This window comes from Pseudomonas sp. C7.1 (assembly GCF_056312395.1).
In genome coordinates this window covers 2,789,174-2,803,491 of the sequence record NZ_JBWDTL010000003.1, presented here as the reverse complement: position 1 = coordinate 2,803,491, position 14,318 = coordinate 2,789,174, and the positions used below count along the sequence as shown (strand labels likewise).

General features: G+C 61.0%; 16 protein-coding genes and 1 pseudogene. 6 read left to right on the top strand and 11 right to left on the bottom strand.

The window, feature by feature from the left end; genetic code table 11:
- Nucleotides 1–29 precede the first annotated feature (29 nt).
- The 5 genes and pseudogenes from AC0T4W_RS16600 to AC0T4W_RS16580 all read right to left on the bottom strand — a co-directional run bounded on the left by AC0T4W_RS16600 (nt 30) and on the right by AC0T4W_RS16580 (nt 3,593).
- Complete coding sequence (locus tag AC0T4W_RS16600) at nt 30–905, bottom strand: helix-turn-helix domain-containing protein (protein ID WP_476320819.1); 876 nt, start codon at nt 903–905, stop codon at nt 30–32.
- Nucleotides 906–1,006: 101 nt separating this feature from the next.
- Complete coding sequence (locus tag AC0T4W_RS16595) at nt 1,007–1,240, bottom strand: thioredoxin family protein (protein ID WP_476320817.1); 234 nt, start codon at nt 1,238–1,240, stop codon at nt 1,007–1,009.
- A gap of 26 nt (nt 1,241–1,266) precedes the next feature.
- Entirely contained in the window at nt 1,267–2,271 is a 1,005-nt protein-coding gene (locus AC0T4W_RS16590; RefSeq protein ID WP_476320816.1) for a permease, read from the bottom strand.
- A 100-nt stretch (nt 2,272–2,371) separates the two neighbouring features.
- Nucleotides 2,372–2,477: pseudogene (locus tag AC0T4W_RS16585) on the bottom strand (arsenical-resistance protein); the annotation flags it as partial.
- Nucleotides 2,478–2,519: 42 nt separating this feature from the next.
- Entirely contained in the window at nt 2,520–3,593 is a 1,074-nt protein-coding gene (locus tag AC0T4W_RS16580; RefSeq protein WP_476320814.1) for an ArsO family NAD(P)H-dependent flavin-containing monooxygenase, read from the bottom strand.
- Between the two features lie 107 nt (nt 3,594–3,700).
- Between AC0T4W_RS16580 and AC0T4W_RS16575 the strand changes: the two genes are divergently transcribed.
- From AC0T4W_RS16575 to AC0T4W_RS16555, 5 genes are read left to right on the top strand one after another with little or no spacing between them, the layout of a single operon-like run.
- A complete protein-coding gene (locus tag AC0T4W_RS16575; RefSeq protein ID WP_476320812.1) occupies nt 3,701–4,501 on the top strand; it encodes a metalloregulator ArsR/SmtB family transcription factor in 801 nt (266 codons plus the stop codon).
- Nucleotides 4,498–5,208 (top strand): arsenical resistance protein ArsH, encoded by a 711-nt coding sequence (arsH, locus tag AC0T4W_RS16570; protein ID WP_476320810.1) that lies wholly within the window; start codon nt 4,498–4,500, stop codon nt 5,206–5,208. The genes AC0T4W_RS16575 and arsH overlap by 4 nt, the downstream gene beginning before the upstream one ends.
- 33 nt (nt 5,209–5,241) lie before the next feature.
- Nucleotides 5,242–5,736, top strand: a complete 495-nt coding sequence (locus AC0T4W_RS16565; RefSeq protein ID WP_476320808.1) for a phosphatase domain-containing putative toxin — start codon at nt 5,242–5,244, stop codon at nt 5,734–5,736.
- A gap of 1 nt (nt 5,737) precedes the next feature.
- A complete protein-coding gene (locus AC0T4W_RS16560; RefSeq protein WP_476320806.1) occupies nt 5,738–6,070 on the top strand; it encodes a YnfA family protein in 333 nt (110 codons plus the stop codon).
- A gap of 24 nt (nt 6,071–6,094) precedes the next feature.
- Nucleotides 6,095–7,096 (top strand): ArsJ-associated glyceraldehyde-3-phosphate dehydrogenase, encoded by a 1,002-nt coding sequence (locus AC0T4W_RS16555; protein WP_476320804.1) that lies wholly within the window; start codon nt 6,095–6,097, stop codon nt 7,094–7,096.
- Nucleotides 7,097–7,433: 337 nt separating this feature from the next.
- Here AC0T4W_RS16555 and AC0T4W_RS16550 read toward each other — a convergent pair whose 3' ends face one another.
- Nucleotides 7,434–8,453, bottom strand: coding sequence for an IS110 family RNA-guided transposase (locus AC0T4W_RS16550; protein WP_476316403.1), 1,020 nt, complete (start codon nt 8,451–8,453; stop codon nt 7,434–7,436).
- A 172-nt stretch (nt 8,454–8,625) separates the two neighbouring features.
- Here AC0T4W_RS16550 and arsJ point away from each other — a divergent pair, with 172 nt between their 5' ends.
- Nucleotides 8,626–9,843, top strand: coding sequence for an organoarsenical effux MFS transporter ArsJ (gene arsJ / locus AC0T4W_RS16545; RefSeq protein WP_476320802.1), 1,218 nt, complete (start codon nt 8,626–8,628; stop codon nt 9,841–9,843).
- Between the two features lie 122 nt (nt 9,844–9,965).
- On the opposite strand, the gene AC0T4W_RS16540 is transcribed toward arsJ, so the two are convergent.
- From AC0T4W_RS16540 to AC0T4W_RS16520, 5 genes are all read right to left on the bottom strand, one after another.
- Entirely contained in the window at nt 9,966–10,355 is a 390-nt protein-coding gene (locus tag AC0T4W_RS16540; RefSeq protein ID WP_476320800.1) for an arsenate reductase ArsC, read from the bottom strand.
- Between the two features lie 147 nt (nt 10,356–10,502).
- Nucleotides 10,503–11,618, bottom strand: a complete 1,116-nt coding sequence (gene arsB, locus AC0T4W_RS16535) for an ACR3 family arsenite efflux transporter (RefSeq protein ID WP_476320798.1) — start codon at nt 11,616–11,618, stop codon at nt 10,503–10,505.
- A gap of 2 nt (nt 11,619–11,620) precedes the next feature.
- A complete protein-coding gene (arsA, locus tag AC0T4W_RS16530; protein WP_476320796.1) occupies nt 11,621–13,387 on the bottom strand; it encodes an arsenical pump-driving ATPase in 1,767 nt (588 codons plus the stop codon).
- 15 nt (nt 13,388–13,402) lie between these two features.
- Complete coding sequence (gene arsD / locus AC0T4W_RS16525) at nt 13,403–13,762, bottom strand: arsenite efflux transporter metallochaperone ArsD (RefSeq protein WP_476320794.1); 360 nt, start codon at nt 13,760–13,762, stop codon at nt 13,403–13,405.
- 72 nt (nt 13,763–13,834) lie between these two features.
- Nucleotides 13,835–14,188, bottom strand: a complete 354-nt coding sequence (locus AC0T4W_RS16520; protein WP_476320792.1) for an ArsR/SmtB family transcription factor — start codon at nt 14,186–14,188, stop codon at nt 13,835–13,837.
- Between the last annotated feature and the right edge of the window lie 130 nt (nt 14,189–14,318).

Genomic DNA, 14,318 nt, shown 5'->3' with positions numbered 1-14,318 from the left:
TTCTGGCACAGCTCGCGGTGAATTAGGTGCTAGCCGCTGAATGCCTGGCGATACTGCCCCGGTGTAGTGCTGAAGGCCTGACGGAAACGGTTACTGAAATGGCTGGCGCTGGCAAAACCACAGGCCAGCGCCACATCAGCCAGTGGCAGCGTGCTGTGTTGCAGCAACTGCTGGCCATGGCGCAGGCGTTGCGCCAGTACATAGCGATGCGGCGGCAGGCCGAAGCTGAGCTGAAACATACGCGCGAAATGGTATTCGGACAGCGCGCACAGCTCTGCCAACTGGCCCAGGCTAAGCGGCTCACTGAGGTTGGCCTGGATAAATTCGCGTACCCGCCGGCGCTGCACGGGTGCCAGACCGCCCCTCAGGCGCAGCCCCTCGCGCCGCCCGACCTGATGCAGCAGGGCGTGGCTGACCAGCTCATGGGCCAGGCTGCTGCTGAGCAGGCGTTCACCCGGCTCGCTCCAGTCCATGCTGCTGAGCTGGCGAAAACGTCGGGCCTGCTGCGCATCATCCAGAAAAGTGCCTTCACGTAGCTCCAGTTCCCGTGGCTCACGATCCAGCAGGTTAACGGCCGCCAGGGCGAACTGCTCCTGGCTGATATACAGATGGGCCAGATGGATTTCACCGTTGATCACCCACTCTGACTGATGGCCGGCCGGGAGGATGCACAGCTTGTCTGGCGCTCCCCGGCTGTGCGGGCTTTCCCGGCGAAAGGTGCCGGTACCGCCGGCCAGGTAGCAGGACAGTGTGTGGTGGCTAGGGGCCTCATAGTCGCGAGCATCATGGCGGTTGCTCCATACGGCCGCCGCCAGCCCATCGCCCAGCTCGGCGCTGCCGTGCAGCTGAGTGTTGGGCGAGCTGTGCATGCTCTGGAAAACCTGTAGGTGCTCAAGGTGCGACATAAATCCTCCGTCGCGCCATGCTACGCCGGCCCGCATCGGCTGCCAGCCCCCGACTGGAGAAATGCGCAAGATTGTGCAAGCGGGTGGCCGCAATAGACGACTCAGGCGTTGAGCAGTTTTTCCACTTCGCCGACTGTTAGTACCTTGCCGACCGATACCACCTTGTCGTCAATCGCCAGGGCTGGCGTCGACATCACGCCATGGGCGGCGATTTCGGCAAAGTCGGTGACCTTCAGCACCTGCGCCTCGCGCCCCAGATTAGCGAGGGCGGCCTGGGTGTTTTCTGTCAGGCTGATGCACTTCTTGCAGCCGGTACCGAGGATTTTGATGATCATGGCTTGCTCCTGGTTTGGGATAAAAATCAGATAAACAGATAGGCGAACGCGTTAAACAGATAGCCAATCAGCACAATGCCGACCGTGACGATGCCGAAGAACAAGGCAAGCAGCGGTGCCTTGACTACCTTTTTGAGCATGATCAGTGACGGCAGCGACAGCGCGGTAACCGCCATCATAAACGCCAGCGCCGTGCCCAGGCCGATGCCCTTGGCGACCAGCGCTTCGGCAATCGGCAGGGTGCCAAAGATGTCGGCATACATCGGCACGCCTACCAGGGTGGCCAATGGCACTGACCACCAGTTGTCCTGCCCCAGCAGCGCTTCGATCCAGTCCGCCGGAATCCAGTTATGGATCGCCGCACCAATGCCCACACCAATCAGCACATACAGCCAGACCCGGCGGAAAATATCGCTGACCTGAGCCCAGGCGAACTCGGCTCGGTCGCGCCGCGTCAGTTCTGCCTGGGGGATGTCGAGCATCGGGTTGTGCATGACAAAGGCTTCGACGTAACGCTCCATTTTTGCCCGGCCGATCAGCGTGCCGCCGAGCACGGCTAGCACCAGGCCGATCAGCACATAGGCGATAGCAATCGACCAGTTGAAGATGCTCGCCAGCAGAATCACCGAAGCCAGGTCCACCAGCGGTGAGGAAATCAAAAAGGCGAAGGTCACCCCCAGCGGCAGGCCGGAACTGGTGAAACCGATAAACAGCGGGATCGACGAGCAGGAGCAGAACGGCGTGATGGTGCCGAGCAACGCGCCGGTGAGCTTAGCCTTGAAGCCGCTCATGCCGCCGAGAATGCGCCGCGTGCGTTCAGGCGGAAAATAGCTCTGCACCCAGGAGATACTGAAGATCAGCACGGCCAGCAGGATAAATATCTTGATCACGTCATAGATAAAAAAGTGCAGGCTAGCGCCGGTCCGGCTGGCCATGTCCATACCAAAACCATCTTCCAGCAGCACGCGTACCAGCCAGGCGAGCCAGTCCATGCGCAGCAGTTGGTCATTCAGCCATTTGAACAGTTCCATGGGGCTTCCTTAGTCGTGTACCGGGGCGCGCTCGTTCCAGCTTTTGCTTTTATTGATCATGCTCACCAACCAGAGCATCACTGGGAACTCGATCACCCTGGCGCTGCTGGTAGACCTCGCCAATGGCGCTGAAATCAATCTTCATCAGCATGGGGTGATCATCACCCAGATCAGTAGCCCCACCGGATATTCACCTGGGCGATTTCCTTGCTGCTGAGCGCCGAGTCTAGCGGCGCTCGGGTGGTCTGCTATTGATCCAAGTCGCCCTGTAGGGCTGCTGTTATTTCATTGACCGTGCTGCGCGCGGTGCGGGTGACGCCGATCAGGGTGGCCGAGGCCGCGCCGGTCCATTCGCCATAACCGACCAGCCATAATCCGGGTTGCTTGCAGGCGCGGGTGCCGTCGACGGCGATCTTGCCATCGGCTTCCAGCACATCCAGACCATGCAGATGATCCAGCGCCGGGCGAAAGCCGGTGCACCAGATCACCGCGTCCACCGCCTCACGGCGACCATCGGCCCATTCCACGCCGTCCGCACTAAAACGCTGGAACGGCCGCTCGGCCACCAGCACACCGCGCTCGCGGGCATCGCGTACAGGTTCGACCATGACGATATCGCCCAGGCCACCCACTGGCTGATCGATTACGCGGCCTTCCTGTTGGGCCTTCCAGCGCTCGGTGGCGCGCTCGAACAGCACCCGGCCATCGACCTCATCGGGCAGAAAGGCCGGCGGTTCGGGGGTGATCCACAGAGTCTCGGCCACGGTCGAAACCTCGGCGAGAATTTGCGCCCCAGAGTTGCCGCCGCCCACCACCAGCACGCGCTTGCCGGCAAAGGCTTGCGGGTCGCGGTACTGCGCCGAGTGCAGCTGCTGGCCGGCAAACTCTGCACCGCCGGGGTAAGCGGGGATAAACGGCTTGCTCCAGGTGCCGGTAGCGCTGACCAGGGCGCGGCAACGCCATTGCTGGGTGCCGGCCTGTACCACAAACAGCTCGTCGTCGCGGGTCACCGAATCGACATGCACGGGTCGCACAATCGGCAGCTGGTAGCGCGCCTCGTACTGGGCAAGGTAGTCGATCACTGCATCGCGGTGCGGGTAGCCGGGTTCCGGATTAGGCATCTGCCAGCCGGCAATCGAACTCCAGGTGGCCGGGGAGAACAGCCGCAGCGAATCCCAGCCATGCTGCCAGGCGCCGCCAGGTTGCGCCTGATCATCCAGCAGCAAAAACGACAGCGGGGTGCGCCGCAGAAAGTAGGCGGTGGCCAGAGCAGCCTGGCCGCCGCCGATAATCAGAACATCCACTGGCTCATTCGCGGGCATGCAGTCGCTCCTTGGTTGATCTCGGGTCAGGCATCAGGATATGCGGTTTACAAGATATACGGTTATCAATATATTCACCAAACCGTATTTGCATGACGACCATCGCCATGAGCCAAAAGACCCGCGTGTTGTTCCTCTGCGTGGCCAACGCCGCCCGCTCGCAGATGGCCGAGGCGCTGCTGCGCCATACCGATCCTGACGGCTATGAGGCCTTTAGCGCCGGCACTCAGCCCGACGAGGTGGACCCGCGCGCGCGCCTGGCGCTGGAGCAGCTGGGGGTGAGCACCGAGGATCTGCACAGCAAACCTCTGGAAAATTTCGACGGCCAGCAGTTCGACTATGTGATCACCCTGTGTGACAAGTCCGCCTTCGAGTGCAGTACCTTGCCCGGTGCTGGCGAATATATCGCCTGGGATTTCGAGGACCCGGCCGGCAGCCGACAGAAGAATGCCTACAAGCACTGCCTGCAACAGATCCATGAACGCATCAAGATGTTCGTGCTGGTCAAAAGTAAAGCCAGCGTACCTGTGCAGATGCTCGCCCCCGTCACCCTGTTCAAGTGCCTGGCCGACGAGACCCGCGTGCGCATGACCCAGCTGATCGCCCAGGAAGGTGAGCTGTGCGTCTGCGAGTTGACTGCGGCCCTGGAGGAAAGCCAGCCGAAGATCTCCCGCCACCTGGCCCAGCTGCGCAGCTGTGGCCTGTTGCAGGATCGCCGCGCCGGGCAATGGGTTTACTACCGCGTGCACCCGCAGCTGCCAGCCTGGGTCGGGCAGATTTTGGCCCAGATGCTCACGGCGGATGACCCGCAGCTGGCTGAAGATCGCCTGCGCCTGCACAGCATGGGTGACCGCCCTGATCGCGCCGCGTGTGCTGCTGAACCACTGTTTTGCGGAGCAAGACCATGAACCCCGAACTGCCAAATATCGACCCCGAATTGCTTGATCTGCCGAGCCAGGAAAAACTGGCGCAACCGCCCGCCGCGCATAAACCGCGCATCCTGCTGCTGTACGGTTCCAACCGAGAGCGCTCCTACAGTCGTCTGCTGACCGAGGAAGCTGCGCGTCTACTTGAGCAATTTGGCGCCGAAGCGCGCATCTTCAACCCTAGCGGCCTGCCGCTGCCGGACGACGCGCCCGAGGATCACCCCAAGGTGCAGGAGTTGCGCGAGCTGGCGCAGTGGAGCGAGGGCATGGTCTGGTGCTCGCCGGAGCGCCATGGCGCGATGACCGGGGTGTTCAAAGCGCAGATCGACTGGATTCCCCTGAGCATGGGCGCGGTGCGGCCGAGCCAGGGCAAGACCCTGGCGCTGATGCAGGTCAGCGGCGGCTCGCAGTCCTTCAATGCGCTAAATCAGATGCGCGTGCTGGGGCGCTGGATGCGCATGTTCACCATCCCCAACCAGTCTTCGGTGGCCAAGGCCTTTCTCGAATTCGACGACGCCGGGCGGATGAAACCGTCAGCCTATTACGACCGCGTGGTGGATGTGATGGAGGAACTGGTCAAGTTCACCCTGCTGCTGCGCGGTCAGGCGGACTATCTGGTGGACCGCTACTCCGAGCGCAAGGAGTCGGCAGAGCAGCTGTCCAAACGGGTTAATCAGGCCTCCATCTAGCAAGCTTCCATTTAATTTTCAGGATCAATCCGTATGTCCCATCCCTTCGATTTTCTTAGCATCCCCAATCGCCCTGGCCGGTTGATTTTCACGCCTTGCCCTGGCACCAAGGACAGCAGCATCGATAGCGCTTTGAACACCCTGAAACAAGCCGGTGCCGATGCCGTGCTGACCCTGATGCCGACTGCCGAACTGGCGCTAAACGACGCCAGCGATTTGCCCGCGCTGTGCGCCTCGCAAGATCTGCTCTGGCTGCATTTGCCGGTGGCTGATGAGCAGGTGCCGCAGGCGGATTTCGACGCCGCCTGGCCGGTGGCTATGGCGCAGATGGCTGAGTTGCTGGCGGCTGACAAAGTCATCGCCATTCACTGTAAGGGCGGCTCCGGGCGCACCGGGCTGATCGCTGCACGCATCCTCATCGAGCTGGGTATTGAGCGCAGCGAGGCCGTCAGCCTGGTGCAGGCGCTACGCCCGAAAGCCATTCAGCATCCGGCCCATGCGGGCTGGATCGCCCAGTTCGGTAACTGAGATGAGTATGCTCAATACCCTGGGCCTGTTCGCCCTCACGGCGCTGGCCGAAATCATCGGCTGCTACCTGCCGTACCTGTGGCTCAAACAGGGCAAAAGTATCTGGTTGCTGGTGCCGGCCGCCGCCTCGCTGGCGCTGTTCGCCTGGCTGCTGACCTTGCATCCAACCGCTGCCGGGCGGGTGTATGCCGCTTACGGCGGGGTGTATGTGGCGATGGCAATTATTTGGCTGTGGCTGGTGGACGGCATTCGTCCCACCCATTGGGACCTGCTGGGCGCGGCTGTGGCCATGCTTGGCATGGCGATCATTATGTTTGCGCCGCGCAATATTTAATCACTTTCTAAAGGGAGTTCGTTTATGACTATCAAGGTAGGTATCAATGGTTTTGGTCGTATCGGTCGTCTGGCGCTGCGCGCTGCCTGGGGCTGGCCGGAGCTGGAATTTGTGCAGATCAACGACCCGGCCGGCGATGCGCCGACACATGCGCATCTGCTGAATTTCGACTCGGTACATGGCCGCTGGCAGCATGAAGCGAGCAGTGAAGGCGACTGTGTGTTGATCGACGGTAAGCGGATCACCGTCACCGCCAACAAGGCGATTGCTGACACCGACTGGAGTGGTTGCGATCTGGTGATTGAAGCCAGCGGCAAAATGAAAACTGTTGCGGTGTTGCAGGCGTACCTCGACCAAGGCGTAAAGCGCGTGGTGGTCTGCGCGCCGGTCAAAGAGCAGGGCGCGCTGAATGTCGTGATGGGCGTCAACCAGCAGCTGTTCGACCCGGCACAGCACCGCATCGTCACTGCCGCCTCTTGCACCACCAACTGCCTGGCCCCGGTGGTCAAGGTGATCCACGAGAACCTCGGCATTCGCCACGGTTCGATCACCACCATCCACAGCGTCACAAATACCCAGAGCATTCTCGATCAGCCGCACAAGGACCTGCGCCGCGCTCGCGCCTGCAGCATGAGTCTGATCCCCACCAGCACCGGGTCGGCCACGGCAATTGCCGAGATTTTCCCCGAGCTGCGCGGCAAGCTGAATGGCCACGCCGTGCGCGTGCCACTGGCTAACGCTTCGCTGACTGACTGCGTATTCGAGGTGGAGCGCGCGACCACGGTGGAGGAGGTTAACGCACTGCTCAAGGCCGCCGCTGATGGCCCGTTGGCTGGGATTCTTGGCTATGAGGCGCGGCCACTGGTGTCCATCGACTACCGCACCGACCCGCGCTCCTCGGTTATCGATGCGCTGTCGACCATGGTGGTCAACGGCACTCAGGTGAAGCTCTACGCCTGGTACGACAACGAATGGGGCTACGCCAACCGCGCGGTGGAGCTGGCGCGGATGGTGGGTTTGGCATGACCTGTATGGCCGGCCTCGCGGCCGGGTGGTGGGTTACGCCTTCGGCTAACCCATATATGGACTCCTCCCGTTTTGCCAGTGAAATACACATCCAACGAACCTAGGTACGACTGCTTCCGTATATCCGGCTTCTAATAAGGCGTTGGGTGCCTTGAGCCATGATGAATATCCGCTCATGTGTTCCTGATCGCCCTAGCGGCCTTGGTTTACAGAGGGCCTGTGGGTAAAGCAGGTTTTACACATGCCGGCTCGACCGGTTCGTCATCACTGCATGTCACTGTGCAATCGTGGTGGATCTTCTACGGTGTCACTTCATTCCTGCTTGGGTACTTCAGGTTTACGCCTCAGCAGGTTGATAGTCTTCCCCCTTGCTGAGGATTGCCCAGATGATCCGGGCATTCTTGTTCGCCAGGGCGACCGTGGCGATATTTGTGTTGCGTCGACACTGCAACTGCTGCAGCCAGGTGCTGCGTCGATCCGTCTTTTCCTTACAGGTCTTCAGCACCGCACGAGCGCCATGGACCAATAACGTGCGCAGGTAACAGTCACCCTTTTTGCTGATGTGCCCCAGACGTTCTTTGCCGCCACTTGAATGCTGGCTCGGCACTAATCCCAGCCAGGCCGCGAACTGTCTGCCCGAACTGAACTGCCGTGCATCACCCACTGCAGACACCACGGCAGTCGCGCTGATCGGGCCAACGCCCTCCACCTGCAGCAAACGCTGGACACGCTCATCCGTCTTAACCTGACGGTGAAGCATGCCGTCCAGCTGTTTGATTCGCTCATCCTGTCCCTGCAGCTCATCACGCAAGAGCTCCAGCATTTCGTGCAGCTCGCCCGGTAATGTCTGGTGTTCGTCCAGCGCCTGCTGCAGCAACGCGCGGGTGGCCGCTATTCCCTGGCGACTCGCAACCAAACCGAACTCGCCAAGCAAGCCACGTATCTCGTTAACCAACGCTGTACGCGCCCTGATTAACCGGCTTCTGATCCGGTGCACCGACTGCCCAGCTTGCTGGTCGGCACTCTTCACCGCGACATAACGCATCGTGGGTCGGCTGGCAGCCTCGCAAATCGCCTCCGCGTCGTTGGCGTCGTTCTTACCACTCTTGACGTAGGGTTTGACGAACTGCGGCGCAATCAACCGCACTTCATGCCCCAACTTGCCTAGCTCGCGCGCCCAGTAATGCGAACTACCACAGGCTTCCATCGCCACCAGGCACGGCTCTTGTTGGCGGAAGAAATCCAGCATCTGTGAACGCTTGAGCTGCTTACGGCACTTCACCTGCTCGTGGCTATCGACGCCATGAACTTGAAAAACCTGTTTTGCCAAATCGATGCCGATTCGCTTAAGTTTCATGGTGACTCCTCCCTTCGTGGCTGTTTGGTTGTGACAACCTCAGTCTGGCGCATAGACGCCGTAGGAGGGAGGAGTCCATCTCATTGCCCTACGCCAACGCCGCAGATCCGTAGGATGGGTTGAGCTTGGCGATACCCATCAAACATTCCATGCGGCACCACAGGATCTCCCCATGCACGCCTTATCCCGCCTAGCCCCCGAAGTGCGCCAATACCTGCTGGTCACCGGCAACTACTGGGCCTTTACCCTCACCGACGGCGCGTTGCGCATGTTGGTGGTGCTGCATTTTCATAGCCTGGGTTACACGCCGCTGCAGATCGCCGCGCTGTTTCTGTTCTATGAGATCTTCGGTGTGGTCACCAATCTGGTCGGCGGCTATCTGGGGGCGCGGCTGGGGCTTAATCGCACCATGAATATCGGCCTGGGCCTGCAGGTGGCGGCCTTGTTGATGCTCACCGTGCCGGCAGCCTGGCTGACGATTCCCTGGGTAATGGGCGCTCAGGCGCTGTCCGGTATCGCCAAAGACCTGAACAAGATGAGCGCCAAGAGCTCGATCAAGCTGCTGGTGCCGGACAGCCAGCAGGGCACCTTGTACAAGTGGGTGGCGATCCTGACCGGCTCGAAAAACGCGCTCAAGGGTGTGGGCTTTTTTATGGGCGGTGCGCTGCTGGCGCTGCTCGGTTTCGGCGGTGCTGTTTTGCTGATGGCCGCCGTGCTGGCGCTGATCTGGCTGGCCAGTGTGGTGTTGCTGAAGAAGGACTTGGGCAAGGCCAAGGCCAAGCCGAAGTTCCGCGACATTCTGTCCAAGAGCCGGGCGATCAATATCCTCTCCGCCGCGCGACTGTTTCTCTTCGGCGCGCGCGATGTGTGGTTTGTCGTCGCCTTGCCGGTGTATCTGTCCAGCGTATTGGGTTGGGATTTCTGGATGGTCGGCGGCTTTCTCGCGGCCTGGGTGATTGGCTACGGCATTGTGCAGTCCTTCGCCCCGGCCATCACCGGTAAAGCCAGCGGCCAGTTGCCGGATGGCCGTGCCGCCTTCGCGTGGGCCGCTGTGTTGGCCGGTGTGCCGGCACTTATTGCACTCGGGTTGTACAGCGACGTGTCGGCGCACGGGGTGCTGCTCGGCGGCTTAATGGTATTTGGCGCGCTGTTTGCGGTGAACTCCTCGTTACACAGCTACCTGATCGTCAGCTACGCCAAGGAAGACGGCGTGTCGCTGGATGTCGGTTTCTATTACATGTCCAACGCCCTCGGCCGGCTGATCGGCACGCTGCTGTCGGGCTGGGTGTATCAGGCTTATGGCCTAGAAGCCTGCCTGTGGGTGTCCTCGGCCTTTGTGCTGCTGGCGGCGTTGATTTCCATTGGTCTGCCTCGGCATGCCAGTCACTGATCTGCCCCTTTCCAGGCTATTGGCAAAGCGACATCACTGATAAGCCAATGCCCGTCTCTTTCGGAGTAGTCTCTGGTGTAGCGATATTTTGCTTATGACGCTGGGACACAGCACGACGCTGATCATCGGGCACTTGCGGCATGCCACCCGGGGCGCGGTGACCCTCGCCAATACCGGGCCATTAGTTCGCCATCTGTAGCGCCCGGATCGATGATGGGCCAATGCAGGCGTTTCACTTTGCCCGGGATAATCGGGCAGACCTCTTCGGCACAGAGGGTCACCACTAGATCAATAGCAGCAGGGTCGATGCTATCCACTGACTTCGATGTCTGGTGGCTGATATCGATGCCGGCATCCGCCATGGCAGCGATGGCATGGGGGTTGACCCGAGCGGGCTGTGAGCCGGCGCTCATGACCTCGACACCTGGCCCCAGAAGCTGGCGAGCCAGGCCTTCGGCCATCTGGCTGCGGGATGAATTGGCGACACATAAAAACAGAATTTTGTTTGTCACAACGCGCTCTCCGACTGTTTCAGGGCACCATCAACACCGGGCGCCCGGCGATTTCACAGAGGTTTGCCGCAGTGCTACCGTTCACCTTGCTGGAGGCCCAGAATGGGTTGCTCGGCTGGTGACAGATCGAGTGCAATTAGTGCTTTCTCAAACATGGCGTTGTTCTCCTTGAGCAGGGGCTTGGGCGGGGCAGGGCGCTATCTTCACGGCTTCCTTTGGGAACCAACCCTGGGTGCGGTTGGCGAAGGCCACCAGCGACAGCATCACCGGCACTTCCACCAGCACCCCGACCACGGTGACCAGGGCAGCCCCGGAGTTGAGGCCGAACATACCAATGGCAACGGCCACCGCCAGTTCGAAGAAGTTCGAAGTGCCGATCAGGGCGCAGGGTGCGGCCACATTGAAGGGCACTTTCCATACTCGCGCCGCCGCGTAGGCAATGGCGAAAATGCCGTAGGACTGAATCAGCAAGGGCGCGGCAATCAGGGCAATCAGCAGCGGCTTATCGAGAATGATCTGCCCCTGAAAACCGAACAGCAGCACCACGGTACCCAGCAGGCCGAGCACCGACAGGGGTTTTACCCGGGCGTTGAAGCGGCTGACCGCATGTTCGGCTTCGACTGCACTGCTGGCCGAGGCGCTGAGCTTGATGCGGGTGAATACCCCGGCGATCAGCGGGATCAATACATAAAGCCCGACAGAGAGGATCAGGGTCGCCCAAGGCACCTCAATATCGGTGACCCCGAGCAGCAGTGCGACCAGGGGGGCGAAGGCGAAGATCATGATCACGTCATTCAGCGCCACCTGGGCCAGGGTGTAGGTGGCGTCACCACGGGTCAGTTGCGACCAGACGAAGACCATGGCGGTACAGGGCGCGGCACCGAGCAGGATCAAACCGGCGATATATTGGCTGGCATCGGTCGGGTCGATCAGGTCGATAAAGAAATAATGAAAGAACAGCACACCCAGGCCAGCCATGGTGAACGGCTTGATCAGCCAGTTGACCACCAGGGTGATGATCAGCCCCTTGGGCCGCTCGTGAATGCGTTTGAGGCTGGAGAAGTCCACCGACACCATCATCGGGTAGACCATAAGCCAGATCAGCACCGCGACGATAAAGTTGACCGAGCCGTACTCAAGGCCGGCCATGCGCTGGAATAGTGTTGGAAACAGGCTGCCCAAGCCAATACCGGCAGCGATACAGAGCGCTACCCAAACCGACAGGTAGCGTTCAAAAAAACCAATAGGCTGTGTAGCGCTCATACTCAAACCTCTTCTCTGTGCGCCAGCGCGCGCAAGTTGTGGATACCCACCGGCTCGTTCTTAAGCAGCGGCACCAGGGCATATCGGCGGGCGTGTATGTTGGCAACGGCGCTGATCTCGCGGCGCTCGTTGACAGCGCGTTGCAGCAACAGGGGGGAGCGGGTGTTCGCGGCGGCGATGCTATTGTTGATCACCCAGGCCCAGGACTCGATACCGGCGCGACGCAGGTCCTCCTGCAGGCCGGCGGCCTCTAGCACCGGTGTGGTTTCGGCCAGGGTCACCAACAGCACCTTGGTCTGCTTAGGGTCCTGTAGCTGCATCATCGGCGTGGTGAAATGCACGCCTTTGTCGCTCATCTGCCGGGCGATATCACGGTGATAGGCGCCGGTGGCGTCGAGCAACAGCAGGGTGTGGCCAGTCGGTGCGGTGTCCATCACCACAAACTGCTTGCCGCCCTCGCGGATGATCCGCGAAAAGGCCTGGAACACGGCGATCTCTTCGGTGCAGGGCGAGCGCAAATCCTCTTCGAGCATGGCACGGCCCTGGGCGTCGAGCTTGGCACCTTTGCTTTGTAGCACCTGTTGGCGGTAGCGCTCGGTTTCGGCATGGGGGTCGATGCGACTGACTTTCAGGTTGTCCAGCGCCTCGCTCAGGGTTTCACTCAGATGCGCGGCCGGGTCCGAGGTGGTCAGGTGCACCGGCAACCCACGTTGCGCCAGTTCGACCGCCACGGCCGCAGCCAGGGTGGTTTTACCCACGCCGCCCTTGCCCATCACCATGATCAGGCCGTGGCCGTCGGCGGCGATCTCATCGACCATGGTCGCCAGCGTTGGTGCATCAAGCGGCTCGGACGGTTCTGGGGCAGTAGCGGCGATCGGCTGCGCGTCGCTGTCGAGCAGCTGCTGCAGCGCGTCGAGCCCCACCAGGTTGAAGGCCTTGAGCGCGATCTGGTCGCGGGGTAGTGCCTGTAACACGCTCGGAAGCGCCGTGATCACCGCCTGCTCACGGGCGACAATCGCCGCAGCCAGTTCATCCTCTGCCGCCTCGGCGGCGGGCAGCACGCCATTGATTACCAGGTACTGCTGGCGCAAGCCAATCGCGGCCAGTTCCTCATGGGTACGTGCGGCTTCGCGCAGGGTCGAGGCCTGTGCGCGGGCGACCAGTACCAGGCGGGTACGCAGTGGATCGGCCAGGGCTTCTACCGCAGCCTGGTACTGGCTGCGCTGCTTTTCCAGGCCGGCCAGCGGGCCGAGGCAGGAGGCATCGCCTTTGCCGTCTTCGAGAAAACCACTCCAGGCGCCGGGCAGTTGCAGCAGGCGAATGGTGTGCCCGGTGGGCGCAGTGTCGAAGATAATGTGCTGGTAATCCTGAGTCAGTGCCGCATCGGTGAGCAGCGCGGTGAACTCGTCGAAGGCGGCGATTTCCGTGGTGCAGGCACCGGACAACTGCTCCTCGATGCTCTTGACCACGGCCTCGGGCAACACGCCGCGCACCGGGCCGACGATGCGGTCGCGATACAATTGCGCGGCCGCCTGCGGGTCGATTTCCAAGGCTGACAAGTTCGCCACCGTAGGGATGCGGGTGATTTGATTGCCGATGCTGACGCCAAATACCTGGCCGACATTGGAGGCCGGATCGGTACTCACCAGCAGCACAGATTTGCCCTCGGCGGCCAGCCGCACGGCGGTAGCGCAGGCAATCGAGGTTTTGCCCACACCGCCCTTGCCGGTAAAGAACAGAAAGCGTGGTGGTTGATCGAGAAAGTGCATGGAGCTCTCCTGAGTTCAGCAGCAGTTGCCGCCGGAGCAGCAAGAGGTTTGTGCTTTGACGTCGACAGGCTCGGTAATGCCCAGCCAGCGGGCTAGTTCGCCACGATTCGGGTAACGCCCGGCCAGGGCCACTTCGCCATCGAGCAGCAGCAAGGGCAGTGCCTCCTGGCCAGAGCGTTGCAGAAAGGCTTTGGCTGCGGCGTTTTCGGCAAACATCAGCGGCTGCTGGGCCAGATTGAAACGCTCGATCCTGGCCCCTTGCTGGCGCGCCCACAGCACATCAGCGGCAAAGCTGACCAGCGCCTGGTCAACCTCAACGCCGCACACGCCGGTGCTGCAGCAGAGGGCAGGGTCAAAGACTTCAAGGGTTTTCATTTTAACTCTCCAACGATTGTTGAAATGTTACTCGGCAGCAGTAGAGCACGGCGGCTCATGTTCAAACTTGATTCAGGTCAGCGGTGGTAACACTGCAGGTGCGCAACTGGACTGGGTTCGCAGGCCGGCGCATTGCTCCGGGTTGCCGGCACAACACTCCTCGGTGAGGTAGGCGATCAGGTCCAGCATCAGCGGGATATTGGCGCGGTAGCGCTGGAAGCGGCCCTCCTGTTGCACCGTCAGCATCCCGGCCTGGGTCAACGCCTTGAGGTGGAATGAAAGATTGGTCGGCGGAACATCCAGGGTTGTGGCGATTTCGCCGGCGACCAGGCCTGTGCTGCCCTGTTTGACCAATAGCCGGTACACATCCAGGCGCAGGCCAGATGACAGGGATTCGAAAATGCTGATGGCGGTTATCTTTTCCATGGGACAACACTACAACTATTGTTGAAGTGTTGGAATAAAAAATAGGCTATGCCCCGTTAACTGCTGTACGCAGCATTGCCTGGTGGGTTGCGCGCCGCACCACTCATCTCATCTCATGCCTTGGTGCAGG

Coding starts and splice junctions, on each gene's coding strand:
- AC0T4W_RS16560 (WP_476320806.1), top strand. CDS start 5,738: ATGAGTATGCTCAATACCCTGGGCCTGTTCGCCCTCACGGCGCTGGCC.
- arsH (WP_476320810.1), top strand. CDS start 4,498: ATGAACCCCGAACTGCCAAATATCGACCCCGAATTGCTTGATCTGCCG.
- arsJ (WP_476320802.1), top strand. CDS start 8,626: ATGCACGCCTTATCCCGCCTAGCCCCCGAAGTGCGCCAATACCTGCTG.
- AC0T4W_RS16520 (WP_476320792.1), bottom strand. CDS start 14,188: ATGGAAAAGATAACCGCCATCAGCATTTTCGAATCCCTGTCATCTGGC.
- AC0T4W_RS16550 (WP_476316403.1), bottom strand. CDS start 8,453: ATGAAACTTAAGCGAATCGGCATCGATTTGGCAAAACAGGTTTTTCAA.
- AC0T4W_RS16555 (WP_476320804.1), top strand. CDS start 6,095: ATGACTATCAAGGTAGGTATCAATGGTTTTGGTCGTATCGGTCGTCTG.
- AC0T4W_RS16580 (WP_476320814.1), bottom strand. CDS start 3,593: ATGCCCGCGAATGAGCCAGTGGATGTTCTGATTATCGGCGGCGGCCAG.
- AC0T4W_RS16590 (WP_476320816.1), bottom strand. CDS start 2,271: ATGGAACTGTTCAAATGGCTGAATGACCAACTGCTGCGCATGGACTGG.
- AC0T4W_RS16600 (WP_476320819.1), bottom strand. CDS start 905: ATGTCGCACCTTGAGCACCTACAGGTTTTCCAGAGCATGCACAGCTCG.
- arsB (WP_476320798.1), bottom strand. CDS start 11,618: ATGAGCGCTACACAGCCTATTGGTTTTTTTGAACGCTACCTGTCGGTT.
- AC0T4W_RS16575 (WP_476320812.1), top strand. CDS start 3,701: ATGAGCCAAAAGACCCGCGTGTTGTTCCTCTGCGTGGCCAACGCCGCC.
- AC0T4W_RS16595 (WP_476320817.1), bottom strand. CDS start 1,240: ATGATCATCAAAATCCTCGGTACCGGCTGCAAGAAGTGCATCAGCCTG.
- arsA (WP_476320796.1), bottom strand. CDS start 13,387: ATGCACTTTCTCGATCAACCACCACGCTTTCTGTTCTTTACCGGCAAG.
- arsD (WP_476320794.1), bottom strand. CDS start 13,762: ATGAAAACCCTTGAAGTCTTTGACCCTGCCCTCTGCTGCAGCACCGGC.
- AC0T4W_RS16565 (WP_476320808.1), top strand. CDS start 5,242: ATGTCCCATCCCTTCGATTTTCTTAGCATCCCCAATCGCCCTGGCCGG.